Here is a 25,622-nt window from a genome sequence, read left to right as displayed (position 1 = left end):
GCGGCCGCCGAGCCGCGGCACAACGTCCCGAATCCGCTGCTCAAGGAGCAGTTCGCCGACGCGCAACATCGTCGCCGGGTCGAACGACTACCGGCTGTACAACACCCGCGAAGCCCGCAACGATTCGGGCGGCTTCGCCTACACGTCGTTCGACGGCGGCCGGACCTGGGCGAACGTCCAGCTGCCGCACCTGGACCACCCGACCGGGGCGCCCGCCCCACTGTCCTATATGGACGAGCCGGTGACCCGGCCATCGCGTTCGGGCCGCACAACACGGTGTACTACGCGACGCTGGTGTTCAGCCGGGCCGAGGTGCCGGACGACCAGCAGCTCGCCGGCGGCATCGCGGTGTCGGTGTCCCACGACGGCGGCCGCAGCTTCGGCGACCCGGCGATCCTGCACCTCGACGGCGTCACCCCGGCGGAGTGGATCGCCGCGGACCCGGTGTCCGGCGACGTCTACGTGACGTGGACGCAGTTCACCTACGACGCGTCCGGCGCGTTCGTCGAATCGCCGATCGTGCTGTCGAAGTCCCGCGACTTCCAGGTGGCGTACGAGACGTCGGTCTGCGCGACGGCGGCGTGCGACCGGCCGGCCGACCACGACGCGGTGGTGGTGGCGACCTCCCGCGACGGCGGCCGGACGTTCCGGCACGCCGAAGTGGGGCTCGACTTCGACTTCCCGGTCGATGAAGACGTCGCCAACAACGCGCTGACCGGCGAGAACTTCCGCGTCAACAGCTTCCCGCAGCTGACGTACGACCGCGTGACGGACCACCTGTGGGTGACCTGGGCCGACGACCGCAACGGAACGTACCGAGACGGCGAGTCGGTGAAGACGAACGGAGACGCGTTCCTGAGCGGGTCCGGCGGCCGGCACGGCTGGTCGAAGCCGGTGAAGATCGGCTCGGGCGCCGACGAGGTGTTCCCGGCGGTGGCGGCGTTCGGCGGGCGCGTCGCGGTGACGTCGTACACGCGCGCGTACGACCCGAACGGCATCGGCCTGGACTACGCGTACGCGACCGGCTGGGGCGACGGCTTGTCCCCGCTGCGCAGGATCACGACGCAGACGGCAAACCCGCAGGTCCAGTTCGTGTCGACGGGAGCGGAGACGGGCAAGGAGCTGCAGGGCGTGTTCATCGGCGACTACACGGCCGCGGCGGTCGGCGCGGACTTCCGGCTGCACCCGGTGTGGACGGACTTCCGCGGCAACCCGGGCCGGACCCTGCCGAACCAGGACGTCGGAACGCAGACCCTCCCGATGTTCCCGTAGCGGGTGAGCGGGGCCGGCCGCAGCGCCTCGGGCGGCGGCCGGCCCGGCGCACCCGGCGGGCCGGTTCGCGTGATGGGGCACCGGCTTCGCGTGATTGAGGCCGGAACTCGCGTGATTGAGGCCGGAACTCGCGTGATTGGCGGGGCATCACGGTTACTTGGCGTCGGCGTAGGTGTCGACCGCTGCGGTCTGCATCGGGAAACGGACCGGGCACGCCGGGCCGAACAGCATGCGGGCCGCCTCCGTCACCGAATCCTCGATGGACTGGGCGACGGAGGCGGCCAGCTCGGCCGGGGTGTGGACGATCACCTCGTCGTGCTGGAAGAACACCAGGTGCGCCGGCGCGGGCAAGCGGGTGCGCAGCGTGGCCAGCATCACCGCCGTCATGTCCGCCGCGCTCGCCTGGACGACGAAGTTGCGCGTGAACCGGCCCCAGCCCCTCGAAGCCCGCCGGGCCTTCAGCTCGCCGGCTTCGTCCGAAGCCAGCCCGCCGGTCAACGCGCGCCAGGCCGCCGACGGCGCCGGCGAAGTGCGCCCCAGCCGGGACCGGACGCGCTCGCCGCGTTCGCCCGCCTGCGCCGCATGCTCCACATAGGACACCGCGTCCGGGAACCGCTGCCGCAGCAAGCCCAGCAGGGGACCCGCCTCGCCGGACGTGCCGCCGTACATCGCCGACAGCATCGCGATCTTCGCCCGGGCCCGGTCGTCGCGGTCGTCGTTCGCGGCCGGGACCCAGCGCGCGCCCGAGAACAGCGCCTCGCCCAGGCGCGCGTACAGGTCCGTCGCCGCCGCGACGTCGGCCAGCCGGCGGTCGCCCGACAGCGCCGTGAGCACCCGGGGCTCCAGCTGGGCCGCGTCCGCCACCACCAGCTTCCAGCCCGGGTCCGCGCGCACGCACGTCCGCAGCACCTTCGGGATCTGCAGCGCCCCGCCGCCGCGGCTGGCCCAGCGCCCGGACACCACGCCGCCGACGACGTAGTGCGGCCGGAACCGGCCGTCCGTGACCCACTCTTCGAGCCACGCCCACCCGTTCGCCGCGAACAGCCGCGACAGCTCCTTGTACTCCAGCAACGGCCCGACCGCGGGGTGGTCGATCCCCTTCAGCAGGTACTTCCGCGCCGCCGGCACCTCGATCCCCTCGCGGGCCAGCGCGCGGACCACGCTCGGCGGCGAGTCCGGGTTCACCGGCCGCCCGCCGAACGCCTCGCTGATCTTCGCCGCCAGCTCGACCAGCGCCTTCGGCCGCTGCCCGGCGGGCACCCGCGGCCCCAGCCGCGCCGCCAGCAGCTCCTCGTGCACGTCGGCGCGCCACGGCAGGCCGTCAGCCGACATCTCCGCCGCCGCCAGCGCGCTCGCCGACTCCGCGGCCAGCAGCAGCCGCATCCGGTCCGGGTGCTCGACCGCCGCCACCCGGCGCTCCTGCTCGGCGAGGACGCGCCGGACCGCCGTGACGACCGTCACGCCCTCGGGCAGCGTCGGCACGCGCGTCTCGAACAGCGTCGGCTGCGCCAGCTCGACCGCCGCCGAATCCGGTGGCGGCTCCTCGCCGTTCGCCCTGGCCCAGGCCGCGCGCAGGCTCCGCGACTGCGTCTCCGCGCCCTCGTACGCCAGCAGGAGCCCCTCGGCCAGCTCGAGGTCGTAGCAGCGGCGCACCCGCAGCCCGGCCGCCATCAGCACCGGGTACGTCCGCTCCACCGACGGAAACACCCACCGCGGCGCCAGCGAGGTCTCCAGCTCCCGCGCCAGCTCCGCGAAAGCCGCCTGGTCCAGGCCGGACACCGTGTCCGACGACGTGTGCACGGTGAAGCTCCCGTCCTCCTCTCGCCCCGCAATGACCTGCACTCCGACATCATGCCGACCACCACCGACAGTTTCCGCCCGCTCGCGGGCTGGTGCGTTCGGCCTACCCTTGGTTTACTCTCCGGTAGCTCCCATACCGCCGGTACGGCGCTAGCTCTCTTCCCCGCAGCAACGGAGGTGCCTGGATGAGCCTGGTCGCGCTCGCCACCACGGTGGCGGACAAGGTGACCGAGACGGTGCGCAGCGTCGACGTGATGCGGCGGGCGGGCCTGGTCCCCTTCCCCAGGGTCGACGAAGGCGTCCGTTCGCTGGTCGCGTTGCGGAAGTTCGGCCCGTTCGCCGGCGCCAACCACATCTCCGCCCGCCGCGACCCGGCCGCCGTCGGCATCGTCGACGAGCTCGGCCCGCTCACCTACAAGCAGCTCGACGACCAGTCGAACGCCCTGGCCAGGGCCTGGTCCGAGCGCGGCATCCGGCCCGGCCAGGTCGTCGCCGCCCTCTGCCGCGACCACCGCGGCCTGGTCATCACGATGGCCGCGTCGGGCAAGCTCGGCGTCCGCCTGCTGCTGATGAACACCGGGTTCGCGAAGCCGCAGCTGGCCGACGTCGCCCAGCGCGAAGGCGTCACGGCGCTCGTCTACGACCAGGAGTTCACCGGCCTGCTTGACGCGATCCCCGACGGGGTCGACCGCTACCTCGCCTGGGTCGACCCGGGCTCGGACCTGACCGACCGGACCGTCCCGGTGCTCGACGAGATCATCGCCAGCACCGACGACCGGCCGTGGCCCGCGCCGGCCAAGCCGGGCGGGTTCGTGCTGCTGACCAGCGGCACCACCGGCACGCCGAAGGGCGCGCCGCGGCCGCACACCTCCGCGCTGGCGTCGGCGCAGTTCCTCGACCGGATCCCGCTGCGGTCCAACGAGGCCACCTACATGGGCGCGCCGCTGTTCCACGGCACCGGCCTCTCGCAGTTCATCCTGTCCTTCGCGCTCGGCTCGAAGGTCGTCATGCGCCGCAAGTTCAACCCCGAGGAGGCGCTGCGCGGCGTCGCCGAGCACAAGTGCACCGCCCTCGTGCTGGTGCCGACCATGCTGCAGCGCATCGTCGACCTGCCCAAGGACGTCCGGCAGAAGTACGACACGTCCGCGCTGCGGATCATCTTCGTCGCCGGCTCGGCGCTCTCGCCGGACCTGGGCAACCGCGCGAACGAGGCGTTCGGCCCGGTCGTGCACAACCTGTACGGCTCGACCGAGGTCGCGGTGGCCACGGTCGCGACGCCGGAGGACTGGGCGAAGGCCCCGGGCACGGTCGGCCGCGCGCCGGTGGGCTGCAAGGTGGCGCTGTACGACGAAAAGGGCGTCCGGATCACCGAGCCGCACGTGACCGGCCGCGTGTTCGTCGGCAGCGGGCTCAGCTTCGGCGGCTACACCGACGGCCGCCACAAGGAGATCATCGACGGCCTGCTCTCCAGCGGCGACGTCGGCCACTTCGACGAGGACGGCCTGCTGTTCATCGACGGCCGCGACGACGAAATGATCGTCTCCGGCGGCGAGAACGTGTTCCCGATCGAGGTGGAGAACCTGCTGGTCGAGCGCGAGGACGTGATCGAGGCGGCGGTGATCGGCGTCGAGGACCCGGAGTTCGGGCAGCGGCTGAAGGCGTTCGTCGTGCGAGCCGAAGGCGCGTCGCTGGACGCCGACGAGATCCGCGACTACGTCAAGGCGAACCTGGCCCGCTACAAGGTGCCGCGGGACGTCGAGTTCCTGGACGAGCTGCCCCGCAACGCCACCGGAAAGGTCCTCCGCACCAAGCTGCAGTAACAACCGAGGGCCGGGGGCTTCGCCACCCGGACCCCCGCAAAGCGGTCATGACCCACGCTGCACGTTGACGACCCGCCAGCGCCCGTCCCGGCGCTCGGCGACCACCGTGCAGGCGACGCCGTCGCGGTGCCCGGTCGCAACGCCGACCGACGGCGTCACCTGCAGGCGCGTCCAGCGGAACGCGCCCGCGGGGACGCGGCCGGGCCACCCCGCCTTGCCGAGCACGCGCCCGGCCGGGCCGTCGCCGCGGAAGCCGTCGGCGAGCAGCGGCGCCAAGGCCTCGGTGTCGCCGTCCGCGTCGGCGTCCCGCCAGCGGGCCAGCAGTTCCTCGAACGTCTCCACGATCCGAAGGTCGCAGGCGCGCCCGTGCGCAACATCGGCCACCTGGCCGAGATCCGCTGGCAGACTGGCCGGGTCATGACTGCGACGAAACTCCTCCCGGCGGGCACGGTCACGATCCTCTGCGCCGGCGACGCCGCCCCCGCCGTCTTCACGACCCCGGCCGAGGCGCTCGCGGCGCTGACCGGCGGCCCGGCGGCGGTGCACACCGGCGACGTGCTGATCCGCGACGACGGCACGCCCACCGGCCCGGCCGTCCGCCGCTGCGAACAGCTACGCGCGCTGGCGGACGAGGGCCGCATCCTCGTGTCGGCCCGCGCCGCGGCGGGTCTCGGGGACGCCGTGCCGCTGCACGACCTCGGCGTCCACCGCCTGCCGGACCTCATCGCGCCCGAGCGCGTCTTCGAGCTCGGCGGGACACCCGGGCCGCTGCGCTCGCTCGACGCCGTCCCCAACAACCTCCCGGTGCAGCTGACCGGCTTCGTCGGCCGCGACACCGAGGTCGCCGAAGTCCGGCGGCTGCTCGCCGGCACGCGCCTGGTGACCCTCTCCGGCCCCGGTGGCAGCGGCAAGACGCGGCTGGCCGCCCAGGTCGCGGCCGGGGGCGAGTGGCCCGACGGTGTCTGGTGGGTGGAGCTCGACGCCGTCACCGACGTCGCCGAGCGGGTCGCCGCGACGCTCGGCGTGCCGGTGGAACCCCAGGTCGGCGCGGCCCGCTCGGTCGCGACGCACCTGCGCGACCGGCGGGTGCTGCTCTGCCTCGACAACTGCGAGCACGTCCTCGACGGCGCCGCCGAGGTCGCGGTCGAGCTGCTGCGGTCCTGCCCCGAGGTCGCGGTGCTGACGACCAGCCGGGAGCCGCTGGACGTGCCGGGGGAGACGGTGTGGCGGGTGCCGCCGCTGGCCGTCGAGGACGCCGCCGCGCTGTTCGTCGAGCGCGCGGGCGCGGTCCGGCCGCTGTTCACCCTGGACGCCTCCAGCGCGGCCGCCGTCCGCTCGATCTGCACCCGGCTCGACGGCATCCCCCTGGCCGTCGAACTGGCTGCCGCGTGGCTGGGAACGCTGACCCCGCACCAGATCGACGCCGGCCTCGACGACCGGTTCGCTTTGCTGACGCGTGGCCCGCGCGGGGTGCCGGCGCGGCAGCGGACCCTCGAGGGCTCGATCGCGTGGAGCCACGACCAGCTCGACGCGCAGGACCGGGCGGTGTTCCGGCGGCTCGCGGTGTTCGCCGGCGGGTTCACCTTGGCCGCGGCGGGCGGCCCGGCGGTGCTGCCCGCGCTCGGCCGGCTCGTCGACAAGTCCTTGGTCCTGGCCGAAGACGGCCGCTACCGGCTGCTGGAAACGCTCCGCGAGTACGCGGCCGCCCGGCTGGCCGAGGCGGGGGAGACCGACGCCGTCCGCGACCGCCACCTCGACCACTACCTGGCCCTGGCCGAAGCCGCCGAGCCCGACCTCGACCGCGACAAGGACGCCTGGCGGGCCCGGGTGGAGCCCGAGCGCGACAACCTGCGCGCGGCGCTGGAATGGGGTCTGGCGCAGGAAGATCCCGCGCGGGGCCGCCGGCTCGCGGCCGCCGTCGCGTGGCTGTGGAACCTGCACGGCCGCGGCCACGAGGGCCTGGCGTACCTCAGGCGCGCGGTGGCCCGCTGCCCGGACGACCGGACGCCGGTGCAGGCCCGGCTGCTGACCGGAATAGGCCTGGTGGCGGACACGACCGCGCCGTTCGACGTCGAAGCGGCCCGGCAGGGCCTGGACCTGGCCACCGAGCTCGGCGAAGCGGACCTGCGCGCGCGGTGCCTCGCCCTGACGGCGCTCGGTCACCTGTACACGGACTTGGACACCGCCTGGGACCTCGCCGTCGAAGCCGGCCAGGAGGCCGACGGTTTCGCGCGGGACAGTGCGTTGATGCTGCGCGGAATCATCCGGACCATCCGGGACCGCCACGACGATGCGGCGCCCCTGCTCGCCGAGGCGGCTCAGGGGCTCCTCCGGCGCGGCGACCGCGGGCTCGCCTCGACCGTCCTCAGTGTGCAGTCGGCGAGCGCGCTGGCGGCGGCGGACCTGCCGAGGGCGCGTTCGCTTGCGCTGCAAGCCGTCGACGTCGCCGCACCGCTGAGGGACTTCCACCGCGCCAACACGACGTTGTGCCGCTTGGCGCAGGTGCACTGCGCGGCCGGTGACGTCGACGCCGGGTTCCGGGTGATGGAGCCGTTCCTGCGGCTGCTCGAAACGGCGGGCGACGTCTTCGTGCCGGGGATGGCGAATGTGCTGGGGCAGCTGCATTGGCGGCGGGGCGAGTGCGAAGAGGCGTTGCGCTGGTTCGAGCGCGAGGCCGTGCCCGGGACGTACATGGCTGCGCAGGGGCTGCCGGAACGCGGGGCGCTTCTGCGTCGGCTCGGCCGGCTCGACGAGGCCGCGGAGGTCCTGGACACCGCCGTCGAGCTCGCTCGGCGCTGGTCGCTGCCGTCGCCGTTGGCGGACGCCCTGGACGAGCAGGGGCACCTGGCGGAGCCGGCGCAGGCAGCCGAACTGCACTACGAAGCGCTGAGCCTCCGCCTCGACCACGGCCTCCGGCTGGGGGTCCTGGCGAGCCTGGACGCGCTGACGGCGTTGTTCGCGCGCAGTGGCCGGGAGGCCGACGCCGCGCGGGTGTCCGTGTCGGCTTCGCAGGCCCGGGCCGAACTGGGCGTTCCGCGGCGTCCGTTCGAGCAGGCGGAGCTGGCGACCTCCGAACCGCCGATGGCCCTCGACGACGTGGTCGCGTTCGTCCGCCGGACCCGGGGCTCGCGCGGCCGCCCGTCGAGCGGCTGGGGAAGTCTGACGCCGACGGAGCTCGAGGTGGTGAAGCTGGCGGCGGAGGGGTGCACCAACCCGGAGATCGGGGCGCGGCTGTTCATGAGCCGCGGCACGGTGAAGACGCACCTGGCCCACGTCTACGCGAAGCTGGGGATCGCGAACCGCACCGAACTGGCCACCCTCGCGGCGGCTCGCCTGGGCTGAAGTCAGTCCCAGTCGATGCCGAAGACCCCCGGCCCGAAGTCGAACGTCACCGCGTGCACGCCGTCCGCCCCGTCCAGCTTCAACGCCCGCCGTGCCAACGTTCCGTCCGCTCCGTTGCGCGAATACTGCCAGCAACGCTCCGGTGCCGTTCCCCGCGCGAAGCGGACCTCCAGCAAGTACTCCCGCACCGGGCGGCGGAACTCGCGGTAGTGCGTGTTGCGGCACTCGGGGTACGGCGGGCCGCTGTTGGTCAGCGTGTACTCGATCAGGTGGGTCTCGCCGCGGTTGATCGGCTGGTCGAAGAGGAGTTCGGTGACGAGGAGGCCGTGGGCCTCGTCGATCTCCGCGCGGCCGATCCGGCAGTTGCGCACCGCGTGCAGCTCCGGGACGCCCGCCGCCGGGTCGTCCTGGGTGTACACCAGCAGCCAGCGGTCCTGGCCGTCCGCGGCCGACTGGAACACCGCGCGGGCCGTCACCGCGCGCTGGCCGCCGTCCTCGGCGATCTCGCACAGGTCGTGCAGGCCGACCATCTTCAGCGGCTGCTGGCGGTCGAGCGCGTGCGGCGCGCCCACCTTCTCCAACAGCGGCTGCAACACCTCACGCGGGAACGACAACGGCTCGCCGCCGGCCTGGCGCTTGCCAGCGCCGCCGCGCGGGCGGGGCGGGGGCAGCAGCCCGAGCAGGGAACCGGCGGGGACGTCGAGGATTTCTTCCAGCGTGCGCACCGCCGAAAGCGAGCTCTGCCGCTCCGGCTGTCTTTTGCCCGATTGCCAATAACTGAGGGCTGTCACGCTGACGACGACACCGCGGGCCCGCAGCCGCGCCTGGATCCGGTCGAGCGAGAGGCCGCTGGTGGCGATGGCCGCGCGCAGCCGGATGGCGAATTCGGTGCGCCCGTTCTCCTGGCCGTCACCCACCGTGCTGCCCGCCATCGCTGAAATCCCGACCCGCCCCATGCCGTCCCCCGACGATCCCCGACACGGAGCACGTTAGCAGTTTTCCACGCGGTCTCCGCCCCCCTCTTCGGCCGTGCCGCCGGGGCCGCCACTCGGGCGAACGGGCTAGTACTGGCAACTGTGAACCATTGCCCCGGCCTGGGCCGACGCGCTTGTATGACTTGCCTGCGCCGGTGGCACCGCCTCCCCCTCACGGCCCACCCGGGCGCAGGTGTGACCGGCCGCGCGAGCGGTTCCGGCTCCGGTTCACCCGGCCGAGTTGTGCGACCGGCCGAGGTGACCGCGCGATGACCGGTGGCCCGGCGACGCCCCCAGCGCCGGGCCACCGGTCTTGTTACCAGCGGGTAGGCTCCCCTCATGGTCCTCCGGCAGAACATCCTCATCACCGGCGCGAGCAGCGGGCTGGGCGAAGGCATGGCCCGCCAGTTCGCGGCGAAGGGGCGCAACCTCGCGCTGTGCGCCCGGCGCACCGAACGGCTCGAGAAGCTGACCGCCGAGCTGACCGCGGCGCACCCGGGGATCAAGGTCGTCACGCGCACCCTCGACGTCACCGACCACGACCGCGTGTTCGCCGTCTTCGAGGAGTTCCGGGCCGACCTCGGGTCCCTCGACCGGGTGATTGTGAACGCCGGGCTCGGGAAGGGGCAGCGGGTCGGCACCGGCCGGTTCGACGCCAACCGCCAGACCCTCGAGGTCAACTTCGTCGCGGCTGCCGCCCAGATCGAGGCCGCCGCGGGGATCTTCCGTGAGCAGGGCGCCGGCCACCTCGCCGTCATCTCCTCGTTCAGCGCCCTTCGCCCGTTCCCGGGCAAGCTGACCGCGTACGCCGCGTCGAAGGCCGGGATCTCGGCGTTCGTCGACGGCACCCGGATCGAGCTGAAGCGCCAGGGCATCGCCGTCACCGACGTGCGGCCCGGCTACATCGAATCGGAGATGAACGACCGGATCGGCCGGAACCCGTTGCTGGCCAAGGCCGGCACCGGCGCCCGCGCGCTGGCCAAGGCGATCGAGGCCGAGCGCGCCCGGGCCTACGTCCCGGCGTGGCCGTGGGTGCCGCTGAGCGTCGTCATGCGCGTGGTGCCGGCCGCGCTGCTGCGGAAGTTCTCGTGAACGCCCCGGTCGAGGTCCGCGCGGAGGACGCCTTCGACGCGGGCGCGGTGCACGCCTGGCTGAGCGCGAAGGTCGAGGGCCTCGGCGACGAGCCGCCGCACGTCCGGCAGTTCCCCGGCGGCGCGTCCAACCTGACCTACCTGCTGACGTACCCGGACCGTGAGCTGATCCTGCGCCGCCCGCCCGCCGGGCACAAAGCGGCGTCCGCGCACGATATGCGGCGCGAGTACCGCGTCCAGCACGCGCTGAAGCCGGTGTTCCCGTACGTGCCGCGGATGGTGGCGTTCGGCGACGACCCGGCCGTGCTCGGCGGCGACTTCTACGTCATGGAGAAGCTGGACGGCCTGATCCTGCGCGGCGACCTGCCGCCGGGGATGACGCTGACGCCGGAGCAGGCACGCGAGCTGTCCGGCAAGGTCGTCGACCGGCTGGTCGACCTGCACGCCGTCGATGTCGAGAAGGCCGGCCTGGCCGACCTCGGCAAGGGCGCCGGGTACGTCGAGCGGCAGATCCGCGGCTGGTCGGAGCGGTACGTGGCGGCGCGCACGGACAACGTCGGCGACTTCGCCGAGGTGCGCGCGTGGCTGGCCGCGAACCAGCCCGGCGAGGTCAAGATCTGCTTGATCCACAACGACTACCGGCTCGACAACCTGGTCTTGGACGGCCCGGCGACGCTCACCATCACCGGCGTCCTCGACTGGGAGATGGCCACCCTCGGCGACCCGCTGATGGAGCTGGGCAGCATGCTGGCCTACTGGGTCCAGGCCGGCGACGACGGCGTCATGCACACGAGCCGCCGCCAGCCGACCCACCTGCCCGGCATGTTCACCCGCGAGGAGTTCGTCGCGCGCTACGCCGAGAAGACCGGGCTGGCGATCGGCGACTGGCGGTTCTACGAGGTCTACGGCCTGTTCCGGCTCGCCGCGGTGCTGCAGCAGCTGTACCGCCGCTTCAGTGACGGCGCCACCCGCAACCCGGCGTTCAAGGACTTCTGGCAGTTCGTCAACTACCTCGACTGGCGCTGCCGCGAGATCATCGCGAAGGGGAGCGTGTAGTGGGCGCGATCTACCTGGTCCGCCACGGACAGGCGTCCTTCGGCGCGGCGGACTACGACGCGCTGTCCCCGCGCGGCTTCGAACAGTCCACTGTGGTCGGCGCGGAGCTGCTGCGGCGCGGGGTGGTCTTCAGCCAGGTCCGGTCCGGCTCGCTGGCCCGGCAGCGGGACACCGCGGCGACGGCGCTGAAGGTGCTCGGCAGCGACGTCCCGGTGGCCGAGGACCCGCGCTGGAACGAGTACGACCACGTCGACATCGCGCTGCACCACGCCGGCGGGGCGCCGCAGGAGGATTCGCGGGCCTACCAGGGTGTCCTGGACGCGGCCCTGACGGCGTGGACGTCGGCCGGTGCCGACGGCCCGTGCGCCGAGACCTGGCCGGCGTTCCTCGCGCGGTGCCGGGAAGCGCTGGCCGACCTCGTGGCGTCGCTGGGCAAGGGGGAGCACGCGGTGGTGTTCACCTCCGGCGGCGTGATCGCGACGATCTGCGGTGCCCTGCTGGGGACGCCCGAAGCCGGGCTGCTCAAGCTCAACCGCGTCACGGTCAACGGCGGGATCACCAAGCTGGTGTCCGGCCGCGGCGGCGTCACGATGCTGTCCTTCAACGAGCACCCGCACTTCGAGGCGGACGCGGCCTCGTTGCTCACCTATCGCTAGGAGGTACCGATGCGGTTCGGCGAGGTCACGCTGCACCCGGTGAACGGCCACGGCCCGGAGGACGTCGTGGTCGACGCCGAGGGCCGGATCTACACCGGCGTCGACGACGGCCGGATCCTGCGCCTGTCGCCGGACGGCCGGCGCATCGACGTCGTCGCCGACACCGGCGGCCGCCCGCTCGGGCTGGAGCTGTACGGCGAAGACGAGCTGCTGGTCTGCGACGCGCGGGCCGGCCTGCTGGTGGTCCCGCTGGCGGGCGGTTCGCCCTCGGTGCTGGCCACTTCGGCGCTGGGCCTGGACTTCGTGTTCTGCAACAACGCGGCGGTGGCGTCCGACGGGACGGTCTACTTCACGGATTCCTCCCGCCGCTTCGGCATCGACAACTGGCGCGACGACCTGATCGAGCAGACGGCGGGCGGCCGCCTGCTGCGCCGCACCCCGGACGGCAGGATCGACCTGCTCCTGGACGGCCTCCAGTTCGCCAACGGCGTCGCGCTGGCCCCGGACGAGTCGTTCGTCGCGGTGGCGGAGACCGGCGCGTTCCGCGTGTCCCGGGTGTGGCTGGAAGACGGCCGGTCCGACGTCCTCGCCGACGGCCTGTGGGGCTTCCCGGACAACATCTCGACGGGCACGGACGGCCTGATCTGGATCACCCAGGCGTCCCCGAAGGTGGCGGCGCTGGACGTGGTGCGCCGGCTCCCGGCCTTCCTGCGGGCGGGGGTCCGCCGGTTGCCGGCGTCGCTGCAGCCCTCGCCGGGACGTGAGGTGGGTGTCCTGGGTGTCGCCGCGGATGGCCGCGTCGTGCGCGAGCTGCGCGGCGAGATCGACGGGTTCCACATGCTGGTGGGCGTCCGCGAGTGGCAGGGGCAGCTCTACTTCGGGTCGTTGGAGGAGTCGGCGGTCGCGGTGACGCCGGCCGCCGGGTGACGCTGAGGCGGCGCGCCCTGAGCGGGCTCAGCGGCCCGTCCAGCGAGGCTCCCGCCCCGCGGTCCAGGCCGCGTAAAACTCCTTGTGGTCCTTCGCCGTCATCAGCAGCGCCTGGGTGATCGCCTCCAGCTCGATCGCGCTGCCCAGGTCCATGTCCAGCTCGCGGGTCAGCAGCACCTTCGTCGTCGCGTACGCCAACGCCGGCCCGTCCGCCAGGCGGCGCGCCAACGCCGAAGCCTCCGAAGCCAGCGACGCGTCGGGGACCACCTGCGAAGCCAGCCCGATCTCCGAAGCCCGCGCCGCCGATACCTTGTCGCCCAGCATCAGCAGCTCCGTCGCCCGGCCCAGGCCGACCAGGCGCGGCAAGAGGTACGCCGATCCCATGTCCGCCCCGGCCAAGCCCACCTTCGTGAACAGGAACGCGAACTTCGCCGACTCCGCCAGCAGCCGGAAGTCGCTGGCCAGCGCGATCACCGAGCCCGCGCCCGCCGCCACTCCGTTCACCGCCGCGATCACCGGGATCGGGCACTCGCGCAGGGCCTTCACCACCGCGCCCGTCATGCGGGTGAACTCCAGCAGCTCGGCCGTTTCGAACTTCTGCAGCTCGCCGATGATCTCCTCGACGTCGCCGCCCGAGCAGAACCCGCGGCCTTCGCCCGTGATCACCAGCACCCGGACGTCCTCGTGCTGCGGCAGCTCGGAGACCAGGTCCCGCAGGTCCGCGTACACGTCGAACGTCAGCGCGTTGAGCTTCGAAGGCCGCGTGAACGTCACCGTGGCCACCCCGTCGGACACGGCGAACGCGAAGTGCTCCCACTCGCGAGTCAGCGGGGCAGTGGCACGGAACGGGCTCATGACTGGATTCCTCCGCCGTCGAGTACGAGGGTCTGGCCGTTGATCGCGACGGCTTCCGGGGCCGCCAGGAAGGACACCGCGAACGCCACTTCCGCCGGCTCCAGCAGCCGGCCGAGCGGCGACGCCGCCGCCAGGGCCGCTTCCGCGTCCGAAGTGGACCGTCCGGAGCGGGAGACGATCCGCTCCACCGAAGTCGCTGTCATGTCGGTGCGGACGAACGCCGGGCACACCGCGTTCGCCGTCACGCCGGTGCCGGCCAGCTCCGCCGCCACCGCGCGCATGAAGCCCACCGCCGCGTGCTTCGACGCCGTGTACCCCGCCGTGTAGCGGTAGCCGACGTGCGAAGCCGTCGACGCCACCGTGACGATCCGGCCGCGGTCGCGCGAGCGCATGCCGTCCAGCACCGCGCGCGTGCAAAGGAACGCTCCGGTTGCGTTCACCTCGAACTGCGCCTGCCAGTCGGCCAGCGAGGTCCGGGAAACCGGGGCGCTGGAGGAAATGCCGGCGTTGTTGACCAGCACGTCCACCGGGCCCGCCGAAGCGAAGTACTCGGCCACGGCTTCCTCGGAGGTGACGTCGCAGTCCGCGCGGCCGGGCGCCAGCACGGTGTCCCCGGCCGCCCGGAACCGGTCGGCGATCGCCGCGCCGATGCCGCGGGTGCCACCGGTGACCACGACCAGGCGGCTCACGGGCGGGCCGCCAGGGCGCGCCGGTCGAGCTTCCCGTTGGCGGTGCGGGGGAGTTCCGGCACGAAGACCACCTCGCGGGGGTACTTGTGCTTGGCCAGGTGGGCTTTCGCGTGGTTCTTGAGCTCGTCGGCCGACACCGGGGACCGCACCACGACGTATGCGCGCGGGACGACCAGGCCGTCGACCGCGTGCCCGACCACCGCGCAGTCGACCACGGCGGCGTGGCCGAGCAGGCAGTCCTCGACCTCGCCGGGCGCGACGAACACGCCGCCGACCTTGAGCAGCGCGTCCGCGCGGCCGTGGTGGCGGAAACACCCGTCCGGATCGCGGCTGAAGAGATCACCGGAGGTGAGCGTGTCGCCGTCGAACGTCCGCGCCGACTTCTCCGGATCGCCGTGGTACTCCAGGGCGATCGTCGGCCCGGTCACCCGCAGCGGCCCGATTTCCCCGTCCGGCAACGGTTCCCCGAGTTCGTCGACGACCTGCGCGGTGTACCCGGGCACCTCCGTGCCCAGCGTGCCGGCGCGAGCTCGCCCGGGCCGGTTCGACAGGTAGATGTGGTACGCCTCGGACGACCCGATCCCGTCCACCACCGGCACGCCGAAGGCCGCGTCCCACCGGCGGTGCAGCTCCGGCGGCAGCGCCTCGCCCGCCGACGTCGCCATCCGCAGGCAGCTCAGGTCCTGCTCCGCAGCGGCCGGGTGGGCGACCATCGCGCTCATCATCGTCGGCACGTTGACCAGAACCGTCGGCCGATGGCGGGCGATCAGCTCGAACACCAGGTCCGCGGTGCTGCGTTCGGGGAACGCGATGCCCGCGGCGCCGACGCCGAACGGGAACAGCGCCACCAGATCACGCGCGTAGCCGAAGAACAGCTTGGGTACGGCCAGGACCTTGTCGTCCTCCCGCAGGCCGAGCACCTGGACGGCGTACCGCTCGAAGCTCTCCAGCGGACTGCGCAAGGGGTGCACGCACGCCTTGGGCGCGCCGGTGCTGCCGGTGGTGAACTTCCAGATCCCGACGTCGTCCACAGTGGTCGGTGCCGCTTCGAGGGTGTCCTGGGCCGCGTCGACGAGTGTCCGGAAAGGACGTTCACCGGGGCGCAGCTCCGCCGCGGGGACGCCGGTCACCAGGAGGTTCCGGGCCCCCGCTTCGCGCAGCGCGGGCAGCGTGCCGGCGTCCGCGAGCACCACCACGGCCTCGGTGTAGCCGAGGTAGTACGCGTAGTCCTTGGGCTGCAGGAACGGGTAGACCTCGGCGGTGACCGCGCCGATCTTCTGCGCGCCGTACCAGGCCGCGACGAACTCGTCGCCGTCGCTCAGCGCCAGCAGCACCCGCTGTCCCCGGCGGACACCGGCGTCGAGCAGCACGTTCCCGACGCGGTTCGCCAGCGCCGCCAGCGCCGCGTAGCTGATCGCACGGTCCCCGACGTACAGCGCGGTCCGGCCACCCCGGCCCGAAGCCACGTGCCGGTCGAGGAAGTGCGTGGCGAGGTTGAACGGCTCACTCACGGGCCAGCTCCCGGATCGCTTCCACCAGCAGGTCGGTCAACGTCGAGAAGGTCTCCGCGCCCTCTTCCGCGGTCGCCTCGGCGGGCCGGCCGCAGTAGGCGTCCGCCATCCCCATGGCGAGGAAGCCGCCGTCTTCGGGCGCCGAAGCAAGGCTCACGGGTACGTGCGGCAACGTCCGCATCAAGGCCTGGTCCACCAGCTCGGGCCGGTCGGCGAGCACCAGCGACGTCTCGTATCGCCCGGCGTGGCACTCGCCGGACCGGAACTCGTCGGTCAGCCGTTCCGCGTGCCGCCGCCGGACCAGGTCGAGCAGGGCGGTGCGCCCGTCGTAGGCGAAGTTCAGCGTCTCCACCGCGCGCCGCAGGGTGACCAGGTGGGCGGGCTCGAAGTGGTTGTTGACCAGCAGGATCCGCCGGAACCGCTGGCCGATCAGCGCGGACCCGATGTCCACGAGCAGCGAGTGCAGCGTCTCTTCGCCGATGTGGACACCGCCGGCGAACCCGGCCGCGAACCGCGTCACGCCGTAGGGGACTTCGGGCAGGACCAGGACGTGCACCTCGGAATCGGCGGCCAGGCGGGAAGCCGCCCGCTCGCACATCCCGCGCGAGATCAGCGGGTCCGTGCCCAGCGGCGCGTGCGGGCCGTGCGGCTCGATCGCGCCCAGCGGCAGCAGCAGCACCGGCACGCGGTCGGCGTCCGGCAGCGCCGCCACCTGCCGCGAGGTGAGGTCCGCGAAGTACGTCACGCAAATCAAGCTACACCGCAGCGGCCTGAGGTGTATAGAGTTGCGCCCGTGACTGCCGATGCCTTCGAAACCGGCCCTCAGGAGCTGGTCGTGACGTTGCTGGGCAGCTACGTGCACCCGCGCGAGACCCGCCGGGTGTGGTCGGGCGGCCTGGTCGCGGTGCTCGCCGAGCTGGGCTTCTCCGACGGCGCCGCCCGGATCGCGCTCACCCGCCTGGTGCGCCGCGGCCTGCTGCAACGCCACCGCGAAGGCCGCACCGTGCACTACTCGCTGACCCGGCGCACCATCGCCCTGCTCGCCGACGGCGACCAGCGGATCTTCTCCCTCGGCCGCCGCGAGCGCGCCGCGGGCGAGTGGACCGTGCTGTGGCAGAGCATCCCGGAGAGCCGCCGCCAGGCCAGGGAACGCCTGGTCCGGCGGCTGCGGTTCCTCGGGTTCGGGCCGTACTCCGACGGCACCTGGATCGCCCCGCACGACCGCGAGGCCGAGGTCGTCGCCCTGCTCGGCGAACTCGACGTCACCGAGCACGCCGGGCTGCTGCTCGGCCGCCCGTCGGCCGCCCTCGACGTTCGCCGGTTCGCCGGCCGGGCCTGGGACCTCGACGACCTGGCCGCGCGGTACGCCGCGTTCGTCGGCCAGTTCGGCGGGTACGCGGGGAAGGAGATTTCCGACGCCGAGGCCTTCGAGGTGCGCACCCGCCTGGTGCACACCTTCCGCATGTTCCCGTCGCTCGACCCGGAACTGCCCGCCGGCCTGGTGCCGTCCCCGGACCGCCGGGCCGCGGCGGTCGAGCTGTTCCACGATCTGTACACCGCGCTCGCGCAGCCCGCTCAGCGCCATTTCGACGAGGTGACCAAGGGATGACCGAACCCAGCCCAGCGACCCAGGAAGCCCTGAGCTACACCTCGTACCTCGGGCTCGACGAAGTGCTGAACGCGCAGCGCCTGCGTTCCGACGAGCACGACGAGCTGCTGTTCATCGTGATCCACCAGGTGTACGAGCTGTGGTTCAAGCAGATCCTGCACGAAGCCGCCTTCCTCCAGGCGAACCTGGAAAAGGGCAGCACCGCGCACGCGATCCGGACCCTGCGCCGGATCCTGACCATCCTCAAGGTCGCGGTCGCGCAGATCGACGTGCTGGAAACCATGACGCCCAGCCAGTTCACCAGTTTCCGCGCCCGTTTGGACGCTTCGAGCGGCTTCCAGTCGGCCCAGTTCCGCGAGCTGGAGGCGGTGCTCGGCCGTCGCGACGAGCGCGTGTTCGCGCACTACCCCGAGGACGGCGAGCAGCGGAAACGCATTGCCGAAGCGATGGCGCGACCGTCCTTGTTCGACTCTTTTCTCGCGTACCTCAAGGTTTCTGGCTACGCGGTCGAGTGTGACCGAGACGTCACTCGACCGGTGGAGCCGTCCCCGGCCCTGCAGGCGATATTGCTGGACGTGTACAGCGACGACGGGGGACCCTCGGTCGTCGCCGAATGTCTGGTGGATCTCGACGAAGGGATGCAGGAGTGGCGCTACCGGCACGTGAAGATGGTCGAACGCACCATCGGCGACAAGACCGGGACGGGAGGATCATCCGGCGCGACTTACCTGCGTACCACGCTTTTCCAGCCGATGTTCCCGGATCTCTGGGCCGTACGGAGCCGACTGTGACCACTTTGGACGACCTGCGCGCGGACGCCAACAGCCTCGCCGCGCACTACACCCGGTTCGCGGTGGCCGACCGCCTCCTGCTCTCCGGGCACTCGCACCAGGCCTGGCCGGACGTCGCCGAGGAGGGGCTCCTGGAGTCCTTCGCGGACGCAGCCTGGGACGCCGACGGCAAATGGGAGCGTGCCTTCGCGAAGGCGGACCAGCTGCGCGCGGGTTTCCGCCTGCTGCTCGGCGACCCGCACGGCGAGTACGCGCTCGGCGCGAGCACCCACGACCTGGTGCTGCGCTTCCTCTCGGCGATGGAACTGCCGCGGCGGCCGCGCCTGGTCACCACCGACGGCGAGTTCCACACCCTCCGCCGTCAGCTCGCCCGCCTCGAAGAGGAGGGCGTCGAGGTGGTGCGGGTGCCGCTCGAGCCGGTGACGACGCTCGCCGAGCGGGTCGCCGGCGAGGTCGACGGCAACACCGCCGCCGTGCTCGTTTCGGCCGTGCTGTTCGAGACGGCGAGGCTGGTCCCCGGCCTGGCGCACCTCGCCGACGTCTGCCGCGGCCGGTCGATCGAGCTCGTCGTCGACGCCTACCACGCGCTCGGCGTCGTCCCGTTCCCGCTGCACGACCTCGGGCTCACCAACGCCTGGGTGCTCGGCGGCGGCTACAAGTACCTGCAGCTCGGCGAGGGCAACTGCTTCCTGCGGCTGCCCGCGCACGCCCAGGAGCTGCGGCCGGTGATCACCGGCTGGTACGCCGAGTTCGGCGCCCTCGCCGACGAGCGCCACCCCAGCGCCGTCCCGTACGCCACCGGCGGCGACCGGTTCGCCGGCGCCACCTACGACCCGGTCAGTCACTACCGCGGCGTCCGGGTCCAGCGGTTCTTCGCCGAGCACGGGCTCACCCCGGAGTTCCTGCGCGAGGTGTCCCAGCACCAGGTGGGCCTGCTCGCGGAGGTGTTCGACAAGCTCGGGTTGCCGGAGGACGTCGTCACCCGCGACCGCGAAACGCCGCTCGGGATGCTCGGCGGGTTCCTCTCGCTGCGCTGCGCCGACGCCGCCGGGCTGCAGACGGCACTGGCGGCGCACGGCGTCCGCACCGACAGCCGCGGCTCCCACCTGCGCTTCGGCCCCGCGCCGTACCTCTCCGACACCCAGCTGGAGACGGCGATGGGCACCCTCGCCACGGTGGTGCGCGGCTGAGTCAGGGGCCCCTGTTTCCCGTGCTACCGGTCCGTATGGCGGGACCTGCACTGGTCCGGCGGACGGTGAAGATCTAGGTTGGTGCCGGGACCCGGCCGAGTGGCGGACGACCTCCGCCCGGCGCCGGTTCCCGGCCACCCTCACGCGCGTCCCGGCCACGAAACCGGGCGCGGATGACAAAGGAGTCACCACCCGTGACCGAAGGAGTGTTCGCCCGGGGCACCGGGCACGAACAGGTCGTGTACTGCCACGACCAGGCCAGCGGCCTCCAGGCCATCATCGGCATCTACTCCACCGCGCTCGGCCCCGCCCTGGGCGGGACGCGCTTCCACCCTTACGCCACCGAAGCCGACGCGCTCGACGACGTCCTCGCGCTGTCCAAGGGCATGGCGTACAAGAACGCGCTGGCCGGGCTCGACCTCGGCGGCGGCAAGGCCGTCATCCTCGGCGACCCGAAAACGCTCAAGTCCGAAGCGCTGCTGCGCGCGTACGGGCGTTTCGTGCAGTCCCTGGGCGGCCGCTACATCACGGCGTGCGACGTGGGCACGTACGTGCAGGACATGGACGTCGTGGCCCGCGAGTGCCGGTACGTCACCGGCCGCTCGCCCGAGGACGGCGGCGCGGGCGACTCGTCCGTGCTCACCGCGTTCGGCGTCTTCCAGGGCATGCGGGCCTCGGCCGAGCACGTCTGGGGCAGCCCGGACCTGGCCGGCAAGCGCGTCGGCGTCGCGGGGGTCGGCAAGGTCGGCCACATCCTCGTCGGGCACCTCGTGGAGGCGGGGGCGCAGGTGACGATCACCGACGTCTACGCGCCGGCGATCGCCCGCACGCTCGAGAGCTACCCGTCCGTGCAGGTGGCGTCCGATGTGGACACCCTGCTGCGCGCCGAGCTGGACGTCTTCGCGCCGTGTGCGCTGGGCGGTGTCCTCAACGACGAAACGGTGCCGGTGCTCGGCGCCCGCATCGTCTGCGGCGCGGCGAACAACCAGCTCGCCCACGCGGGCATCGACAAGCAGCTCGCCGACCGCGGCGTCCTGTACGCCCCGGACTACCTGGTGAACGCGGGCGGCGTGATCCAGGTCGACGACGAGCGCCACGGCTTCGACTTCGAGCGCGCGAAGCGCAAGACGACGGCCATCTTCGACACGACGAAGGCGGTGTTCGCACTGGCCGAGACGGACGGCGTACCCCCGGCCACGGCGGCCGACCGCCTCGCCGAGCGCCGGATGGCGGAGGTCGGGCGGCTGCGGTCCATCATGACCGTGTGAGTCTTTCCGGGTTCTTCGAAGCGGCGGGCGTGCGGGGCTTCCTGCATGCCCGCCGGCTCGGTTCCGCCGATGCGGTGGGCGTGGACGCCGACTCGCCGGTGGTGCTGGCGTCGGTGGTGAAGGTGCCCCTGGCGTACGAATTCGCCCGGCAGGTCGCGGCCGGGCTGCTGGATCCGGCCGACCGGGTGCAGGCGTCCGCGGCGGACCGCCTGGGCGGCACCGGATCGGCGGGGTTCGCGGACGACGTTTCCTACAGCCTGCGCGACGCGGCCCTGCTGGCGCTGACGGTGTCCGACAACACGGCCGCGGACCTGCTGTTCGACCGCGTCGGCGTGGACAACGTCCGGTCACTGCTGGCCGAACTGGGTCTCACACGGACTTCGGTGATCGGCGCCCCACGGGACGTGCTGCGCACGATCATCGAGGACACCGCGGCGGGCCGCCCACCGCGGGCCCTGGATCCGCTGCGGACATCCGCGACCACACCGCGCGAGATGACGGCGCTGCTGGCGGCGCTCTGGGCGGACGAGGTGGCCGCGCCGGTCCGCGAGTGGATGTCCGCACAGGTCAGCTGGCACCGGCTGACCGCGGGATTCCCGCCGGAGGTCGCGGTGGCGGGCAAGACGGGCACGATGCCGGGAATCCGCAACGAAATCGGCGTCGCAGCGTATCCGGACGGCACCGCGTACGCACTGGCGGTGTTCACGACGGGCGGGTCCGAGACGCTGCGGCGCCCGGACATCGACCACGCAATCGGTGCCGCCGCGCGAGCGGCGGTCGATCAGCTGCGTTCGAGGTTCGCCTGATATGGTTCTGTCGCGTCGGGACCGGTCTTTGTCAAAAACACGGCGTCAACTCCCCCTCTCGTTGAGAAATAATTCAGCTCGTAGCAGGTGCACGACAGGAACAAGCTTGTTTTGCCGAATCCCAACACGTTCTTGTTGATATGCAGTGTGGCCGAGTAGTCCTCGGCGTAGCCGGACTGGCCTTTCAGGGTCATGTTTCGCCATTTCACTTCCAGTGTGTCGGCGGACGTCCTTTTCATGCAATCCAGGGTGGCCCAATCGGCACCGTCGTTGAAATCGATGATCCTGAAGTCGTCGTAAGTACTCGCGAATGCCGCTTTGACGTCCACGGGAATCTCCTCGCCCGGCGTGCACCTGTTCGGCTGCAGGCCATCCCAGAGGTAATTGCGAACGAGGGTGTTGATGTGTTGCCGTTCCCCGGGAATCTCGGACTCGAGGTGGGCAAATTTCTGGATCACGGCGGCCCGCGTGACTGCGTTCCCGGATGATAGTTGGCCGTAGGCGTTGGCCAGGGCTGTCTCCTCCTGACTCTGTGCTGCAAGCTGCGCTTGCCATTGGCTTGTCTGAGCCTGCTGCTGACCTGTCATGGCATTATTGGCAGTGAACCACAACGTCACGACGGCGGCGAATGACGCAAGCCGCATCCATCCCTCCCAGACGGCGAACTTGTTCAGGCAGGCTACGACTCGAGTCGTCCGTCGCGCGGGTCGTCGAGGGGCCTTCCGAGTAGTGGTGTTCATGCGTCGCAAACCGGCTTTGGGAACGTTGATGGGTCTCGACGTGATGATTCGTCGTTCTCGCGATAGGGAGCTCACCATGGCGGCATAATGGCAGGCGTGGCCGTGGAACCTGGGCCGCGGTCGATCAGTTGCGTTCGTAGAACACATCCCACGGCCGGGCGGCCTGTGGCTCCGGCACCAGCCGTGAGACACCGTCGTGGCGGAGGACCTCGGCAGCGACCTCGGCCAGCTTCGCCGCCTGGGGGTGCGGGGTGGTCGAGGGCCAGGCGAAGGCCATCCGGGTTCGCAGCACCTCGCCTTCGAGCGGCCGCCACACCACCCGCGGCTCCTTGCGGGCGCCGGGTTCGAAGGCCACGCCGTGGCCGGCCAGGACCAGGCCGAGCACGAATTCGGGGTTGCGGGCGTGCCGGATGGCGGCCGGGCGGAAGCCGTGGTCCCAGCACGTGCGCAGCAGCAGGTCGTAGCTCCCCGGGGCGGCCGCGCGCGGGGCGTGGACCAGGCCTTCCCCGGCCAGGTCGGCGAGGGCGAGCCGGGTGCGGCGGGCGAGTGGCGAGTCGCGGGGGAGCAGCACGCCCAGCGGGGTGTCGACGACCGGGCCGAGGTCGAGCCCGGCCGCGTCCACCGGCAGTTGCAGGAGGCCGGCGTCGAGGGCGCGGTCGGCGAGCAGCCGGGCCTGTTCGGCGGTGGTCAGTTCCTGCAGGTCCAGCCGGACGGCCGGATACTGCTCGCCGAACTTCGTCAGGATCGCGGCCAGCACCCGGCCGGGCAGGTGCGGGGGGACGCCCGCGCGCAGGCTGTCCAGCTCCCCGCGTTCGGCCTTCGCGACGAGCGCCGTCAGGCGATCCCACCGGGAGAGCAGGTCCCGGGCTTCGGTACGCAGCACCTCGCCGGCCTCGGTGAGGGTGACGCGGCGGCCGCGTTCGAACAGCCTTGCGCCCAGCTCGGCTTCGAGCCGCCGGATGCGCTGGCTCAACGGCGGTTGCGCTATCCCGAGCCGTTCGGCAGCCCGTCCGAAGTGGAGTTCTTCGGCGACGACGAGGAAGTACCGCAGCGAGCGAAGGTGGTCCACGCTGCGACGATAGCCGTTCGCGTATCGACAGGGCGGTGTCGTGATCTTGGACAGCACGGTCCCGGTCGTGGTCGGGTGTCCGGTATGGACAAGGGATTGAGCAGGCGCGGGCTGTTCGGCGCGGGTGCGGCGGCGGCCGCGATCCTGGCGGGCACCCCGGCCACGGCCCGCGCGGCTTCCGGCCTGACCCTGCGCTGGTGGGGGAACAACGGCTGGGAGATCCGCGTCGGACCCAAGACGGTCCTCATCGACCCGTGGCCGACCCGGTTCAAGACGGGCACGTACACCCCGGCGGGCGCGGACCCGCGCACGCCGCTCTCGGTGAACCGCGCGCTGATCGACGGCTACCTCGACCGCGGCTTCCTCCACGCGGACCACATCCTGGTGACGCACGGCCACTACGACCACCTGACCGACGTCCCGTACCTGGCGAAACGCACGGGAGCGACGGTCATCGGCACCGAGACGCATTTGAGTCTCCTGGCCGCGTTGGGCGCCCCGGAGGACCAGCTGTCGATCGCGACCGGCGGCGAAGACCTGACGTTCGACGGGTACTCGATCCGGGTGCTGCGGTCGCTGCATTCGGCGACGGGACCCCGGGCGCAGGTGGCGTTCCCGGGCACGCGGCCGCTGTCCCGCCGTGATCGGCCGCGGGTGATCTCCGACCTGCTGGAGGGCGGCACGCTGGCGTACCTGGTGTCCGGCGGCGGGTCGAGCGTGCTGGACATCGGCGGTTCGAACTACGTCGAGTCCGAGCTGGCGGGGCTGCGCCCGGACGTCGTGCTGGTGCCGCCGGGCGGGGCGAAGGTCCGGGAGTACGTCCCGAGGCTGCTGCGGACGGTGGGCCATCCACGCTGGGTTGCGGCAACGCACTGGGACGACTTCGACCTGCCGCTGGGGCAGGTGAAGGACGCCGGAGGCCTGGAAGCACTGCGAACGGCGGTGGCGGCGGCGAGCCCGCGCAGCGAGTTCGTGGTCCTGGACCACCTCGGCGAGTTCACACCGTAGCCCGGGCCGATCGGCGGCGGAGGGCCGTCACGACGAGCGCCACGCCCGCGACGACGGCGATCAGGAGGTAGGCGTTGCCGATGATCGCCTGCCCGGTGGTCCAGGCCCGTTCCCGGCCTTGGCCGCCGGGCACCACCGCCACCGTCCAGCCGGTGAACACCACCGCGACGAGCAGCGCGGACCGCCGCCGGCCGGCGGCGAGCAGGTACCCGAGCGCGGGCGCGATCCACACCCAGTGGTGCGTCCAGGAAATCGGGCTCACCAGCAGTCCGCACCCGGCGGTGACCAGCAACGCCCCGCCGTCGTCGCCCGCCCGGTGCCGCCATCGGACGACGATCGCCGCACCCACCACGAGCAGGACCGCGACCGCGAGTGGCCACGCCTGCCCGGGGAGCGTCCGCGCCGCGAACCCGGCCCACGACTGGTTGCCCACCCAGCCCTTCATCTGCGCGAAGTGGTCGTTGAAGAGGGCGGACGTCCAGTACCGTGCCGAATCGCCGGGCAGTAGCACGGCGCCGAGCGCGGTGGCCCCGCCGAAGGTGCCGAGAGCGCGGAGCGCGTCCGCCCGGCGGCCGGTCAGCAGCAGGTGCCCGACGAAGATCAGCGGGACCAGCTTGACGGCGGCCGCGAGGCCGATGAGGACACCGCCCGCCGAGCCACGCCGGCGCCGCACATCGGTGACCACGAGCGCCATCAGCGCCAGGTTGAGCTGGCCCAGCCCGACGGTCTGCCACACCGGCTGGAGCGCGAAGGCGGCCGCCAGTACCGCCGCCCCCGGTGCGTACGGGCGCAGCGCCAGCACCAGTGCGGGTGCCGCGGTCATCGCGACCAGGCCCCAGCACCACTGCGCGGGCAGCGCCGCGAACGGCGTGAAGAGCAGCGCCGCGAACGGCGGGTAGGTGAACGGCAGCTCGGGCGCCCAGCCGGGCAACGCCGACAGGTGCCCGTAGAGGGGTTCGCCGCGCAGCACGGCGATCCCGCCGGCGCGGTAGACCGCGGAGTCCACGCCGAGCGGGCGGCCGAGCACCCACCACAGCACCGCGACGAGCGTGAAGGCCGCCGTCACCGTCAACGCCACGATCGCTGTACGCCGCTCGATCCCCATGGCGCCACGATGATCGATGCCGCGCGCCCGGTCGTCGTGCCGG

The 25,622-nt window shown here is 72.3% G+C and carries 23 protein-coding genes; 13 read left to right on the top strand and 10 right to left on the bottom strand.

The features are described 5' to 3' along the window. Positions 1–276 precede the first annotated feature (276 nt). Positions 277–1,272 (top strand): hypothetical protein, encoded by a 996-nt coding sequence (locus tag ACWEF6_RS30505; protein ID WP_449686095.1) that lies wholly within the window; start codon positions 277–279, stop codon positions 1,270–1,272. Between the two features lie 153 nt (positions 1,273–1,425). Here the strand turns inward: ACWEF6_RS30505 and ACWEF6_RS30500 are convergent, their stop codons facing one another. Next, positions 1,426–3,114, bottom strand: a complete 1,689-nt coding sequence (locus ACWEF6_RS30500; RefSeq protein WP_449686094.1) for a bifunctional 3'-5' exonuclease/DNA polymerase — start codon at positions 3,112–3,114, stop codon at positions 1,426–1,428. A 143-nt stretch (positions 3,115–3,257) separates the two neighbouring features. Between ACWEF6_RS30500 and ACWEF6_RS30495 the strand changes: the two genes are divergently transcribed. After that, complete coding sequence (locus ACWEF6_RS30495) at positions 3,258–4,892, top strand: acyl-CoA synthetase (RefSeq protein ID WP_449675805.1); 1,635 nt, start codon at positions 3,258–3,260, stop codon at positions 4,890–4,892. Positions 4,893–4,937: 45 nt separating this feature from the next. Here ACWEF6_RS30495 and ACWEF6_RS30490 read toward each other — a convergent pair whose 3' ends face one another. Continuing rightward, the gene (locus tag ACWEF6_RS30490) at positions 4,938–5,234 is read right to left on the bottom strand and encodes a nuclear transport factor 2 family protein (RefSeq protein ID WP_449686093.1); all 297 of its coding nucleotides are present in this window, start codon (positions 5,232–5,234) and stop codon (positions 4,938–4,940) included. A gap of 75 nt (positions 5,235–5,309) precedes the next feature. Between ACWEF6_RS30490 and ACWEF6_RS30485 the strand changes: the two genes are divergently transcribed. Next, positions 5,310–8,234, top strand: coding sequence for a helix-turn-helix transcriptional regulator (locus ACWEF6_RS30485; RefSeq protein ID WP_449686092.1), 2,925 nt, complete (start codon positions 5,310–5,312; stop codon positions 8,232–8,234). Positions 8,235–8,236: 2 nt separating this feature from the next. Here the strand turns inward: ACWEF6_RS30485 and ACWEF6_RS30480 are convergent, their stop codons facing one another. Next, positions 8,237–9,166: a hypothetical protein gene (locus ACWEF6_RS30480; RefSeq protein WP_310971287.1), complete on the bottom strand. Its 930-nt coding sequence runs from the start codon at positions 9,164–9,166 to the stop codon at positions 8,237–8,239. A gap of 381 nt (positions 9,167–9,547) precedes the next feature. Here ACWEF6_RS30480 and ACWEF6_RS30475 point away from each other — a divergent pair, with 381 nt between their 5' ends. The 4 genes from ACWEF6_RS30475 to ACWEF6_RS30460 are packed head-to-tail and all read left to right on the top strand — an operon-like array spanning position 9,548 to position 12,938. Beyond that, entirely contained in the window at positions 9,548–10,300 is a 753-nt protein-coding gene (locus tag ACWEF6_RS30475) for an SDR family oxidoreductase (protein WP_449686091.1), read from the top strand. After that, entirely contained in the window at positions 10,297–11,355 is a 1,059-nt protein-coding gene (locus ACWEF6_RS30470) for a phosphotransferase family protein (protein ID WP_449686090.1), read from the top strand. Before ACWEF6_RS30475 ends, ACWEF6_RS30470 begins: the two co-directional genes overlap by 4 nt. Further along, on the top strand, positions 11,355–12,011 hold the full coding sequence (locus tag ACWEF6_RS30465; protein WP_449686089.1) for a histidine phosphatase family protein: 657 nt from the start codon (positions 11,355–11,357) through the stop codon (positions 12,009–12,011). Before ACWEF6_RS30470 ends, ACWEF6_RS30465 begins: the two co-directional genes overlap by 1 nt. 9 nt (positions 12,012–12,020) lie before the next feature. Then, entirely contained in the window at positions 12,021–12,938 is a 918-nt protein-coding gene (locus tag ACWEF6_RS30460; protein ID WP_449686088.1) for an SMP-30/gluconolactonase/LRE family protein, read from the top strand. Between the two features lie 27 nt (positions 12,939–12,965). Here ACWEF6_RS30460 and ACWEF6_RS30455 read toward each other — a convergent pair whose 3' ends face one another. From ACWEF6_RS30455 to ACWEF6_RS30440, 4 genes are read right to left on the bottom strand one after another with little or no spacing between them, the layout of a single operon-like run. After that, entirely contained in the window at positions 12,966–13,793 is an 828-nt protein-coding gene (locus ACWEF6_RS30455; RefSeq protein ID WP_449686087.1) for an enoyl-CoA hydratase family protein, read from the bottom strand. Further along, positions 13,790–14,482 carry an SDR family NAD(P)-dependent oxidoreductase gene (locus tag ACWEF6_RS30450; RefSeq protein WP_449686086.1) on the bottom strand — a complete coding sequence of 231 codons (693 nt, stop codon included), beginning with the start codon at positions 14,480–14,482 and terminating at the stop codon, positions 13,790–13,792. Before ACWEF6_RS30450 ends, ACWEF6_RS30455 begins: the two co-directional genes overlap by 4 nt. After that, entirely contained in the window at positions 14,479–15,993 is a 1,515-nt protein-coding gene (locus tag ACWEF6_RS30445) for a benzoate-CoA ligase family protein (protein ID WP_449686085.1), read from the bottom strand. The genes ACWEF6_RS30450 and ACWEF6_RS30445 overlap by 4 nt, the downstream gene beginning before the upstream one ends. Continuing rightward, a complete protein-coding gene (locus tag ACWEF6_RS30440; RefSeq protein ID WP_449686084.1) occupies positions 15,986–16,738 on the bottom strand; it encodes a creatininase family protein in 753 nt (250 codons plus the stop codon). The genes ACWEF6_RS30445 and ACWEF6_RS30440 overlap by 8 nt, the downstream gene beginning before the upstream one ends. Before the next feature lie 48 nt (positions 16,739–16,786). On the opposite strand from ACWEF6_RS30440, the gene ACWEF6_RS30435 reads away from it, so the two are divergent. The 5 genes from ACWEF6_RS30435 to ACWEF6_RS30415 all read left to right on the top strand — a co-directional run bounded on the left by ACWEF6_RS30435 (position 16,787) and on the right by ACWEF6_RS30415 (position 21,657). Further along, entirely contained in the window at positions 16,787–17,602 is an 816-nt protein-coding gene (locus ACWEF6_RS30435) for a PaaX family transcriptional regulator (RefSeq protein WP_449686083.1), read from the top strand. Beyond that, the gene (locus tag ACWEF6_RS30430) at positions 17,599–18,393 is read left to right on the top strand and encodes a tryptophan 2,3-dioxygenase (RefSeq protein ID WP_449686082.1); all 795 of its coding nucleotides are present in this window, start codon (positions 17,599–17,601) and stop codon (positions 18,391–18,393) included. Before ACWEF6_RS30435 ends, ACWEF6_RS30430 begins: the two co-directional genes overlap by 4 nt. Then, positions 18,390–19,583, top strand: a complete 1,194-nt coding sequence (locus ACWEF6_RS30425; RefSeq protein WP_449686081.1) for a kynureninase — start codon at positions 18,390–18,392, stop codon at positions 19,581–19,583. Before ACWEF6_RS30430 ends, ACWEF6_RS30425 begins: the two co-directional genes overlap by 4 nt. A gap of 194 nt (positions 19,584–19,777) precedes the next feature. Beyond that, complete coding sequence (locus tag ACWEF6_RS30420; protein ID WP_449686080.1) at positions 19,778–20,851, top strand: Glu/Leu/Phe/Val dehydrogenase dimerization domain-containing protein; 1,074 nt, start codon at positions 19,778–19,780, stop codon at positions 20,849–20,851. Beyond that, positions 20,848–21,657: a serine hydrolase gene (locus ACWEF6_RS30415; RefSeq protein WP_449686079.1), complete on the top strand. Its 810-nt coding sequence runs from the start codon at positions 20,848–20,850 to the stop codon at positions 21,655–21,657. Before ACWEF6_RS30420 ends, ACWEF6_RS30415 begins: the two co-directional genes overlap by 4 nt. Here the strand turns inward: ACWEF6_RS30415 and ACWEF6_RS30410 are convergent. Both ACWEF6_RS30410 and ACWEF6_RS30405 read right to left on the bottom strand, forming a co-directional pair. Next, positions 21,633–22,301 (bottom strand): hypothetical protein, encoded by a 669-nt coding sequence (locus tag ACWEF6_RS30410; RefSeq protein WP_449686078.1) that lies wholly within the window; start codon positions 22,299–22,301, stop codon positions 21,633–21,635. The two genes, ACWEF6_RS30415 and ACWEF6_RS30410, sit on opposite strands and share 25 nt — an antisense overlap. Before the next feature lie 220 nt (positions 22,302–22,521). Further along, the gene (locus ACWEF6_RS30405) at positions 22,522–23,466 is read right to left on the bottom strand and encodes a LysR substrate-binding domain-containing protein (protein WP_449686077.1); all 945 of its coding nucleotides are present in this window, start codon (positions 23,464–23,466) and stop codon (positions 22,522–22,524) included. Positions 23,467–23,550: 84 nt separating this feature from the next. Here ACWEF6_RS30405 and ACWEF6_RS30400 point away from each other — a divergent pair, with 84 nt between their 5' ends. Next, complete coding sequence (locus ACWEF6_RS30400; protein WP_449686076.1) at positions 23,551–24,474, top strand: MBL fold metallo-hydrolase; 924 nt, start codon at positions 23,551–23,553, stop codon at positions 24,472–24,474. On the opposite strand, the gene ACWEF6_RS30395 is transcribed toward ACWEF6_RS30400, so the two are convergent. Next, positions 24,464–25,579 (bottom strand): glycosyltransferase 87 family protein, encoded by a 1,116-nt coding sequence (locus ACWEF6_RS30395; protein ID WP_449686075.1) that lies wholly within the window; start codon positions 25,577–25,579, stop codon positions 24,464–24,466. The two genes, ACWEF6_RS30400 and ACWEF6_RS30395, sit on opposite strands and share 11 nt — an antisense overlap. Positions 25,580–25,622 lie beyond the last annotated feature (43 nt).

The organism is Amycolatopsis sp. NPDC004772, from assembly GCF_053601215.1.
Note: the sequence above shows the minus strand (reverse complement) of the source record. Positions and strands in the feature narration are given on the sequence as shown.

Bases quoted from the DNA above. Each gene is read 5' to 3' on its own strand.
- ACWEF6_RS30495 (WP_449675805.1), top strand. From the start codon at position 3,258: ATGAGCCTGGTCGCGCTCGCCACCACGGTGGCGGACAAGGTGACCGAG.
- ACWEF6_RS30485 (WP_449686092.1), top strand. From the start codon at position 5,310: ATGACTGCGACGAAACTCCTCCCGGCGGGCACGGTCACGATCCTCTGC.
- ACWEF6_RS30480 (WP_310971287.1), bottom strand. From the start codon at position 9,166: ATGGCGGGCAGCACGGTGGGTGACGGCCAGGAGAACGGGCGCACCGAA.
- ACWEF6_RS30475 (WP_449686091.1), top strand. From the start codon at position 9,548: ATGGTCCTCCGGCAGAACATCCTCATCACCGGCGCGAGCAGCGGGCTG.
- ACWEF6_RS30460 (WP_449686088.1), top strand. From the start codon at position 12,021: ATGCGGTTCGGCGAGGTCACGCTGCACCCGGTGAACGGCCACGGCCCG.
- ACWEF6_RS30455 (WP_449686087.1), bottom strand. From the start codon at position 13,793: ATGAGCCCGTTCCGTGCCACTGCCCCGCTGACTCGCGAGTGGGAGCAC.
- ACWEF6_RS30430 (WP_449686082.1), top strand. From the start codon at position 17,599: ATGACCGAACCCAGCCCAGCGACCCAGGAAGCCCTGAGCTACACCTCG.
- ACWEF6_RS30410 (WP_449686078.1), bottom strand. From the start codon at position 22,301: ATGCGGCTTGCGTCATTCGCCGCCGTCGTGACGTTGTGGTTCACTGCC.
- ACWEF6_RS30400 (WP_449686076.1), top strand. From the start codon at position 23,551: ATGGACAAGGGATTGAGCAGGCGCGGGCTGTTCGGCGCGGGTGCGGCG.
- ACWEF6_RS30395 (WP_449686075.1), bottom strand. From the start codon at position 25,579: ATGGGGATCGAGCGGCGTACAGCGATCGTGGCGTTGACGGTGACGGCG.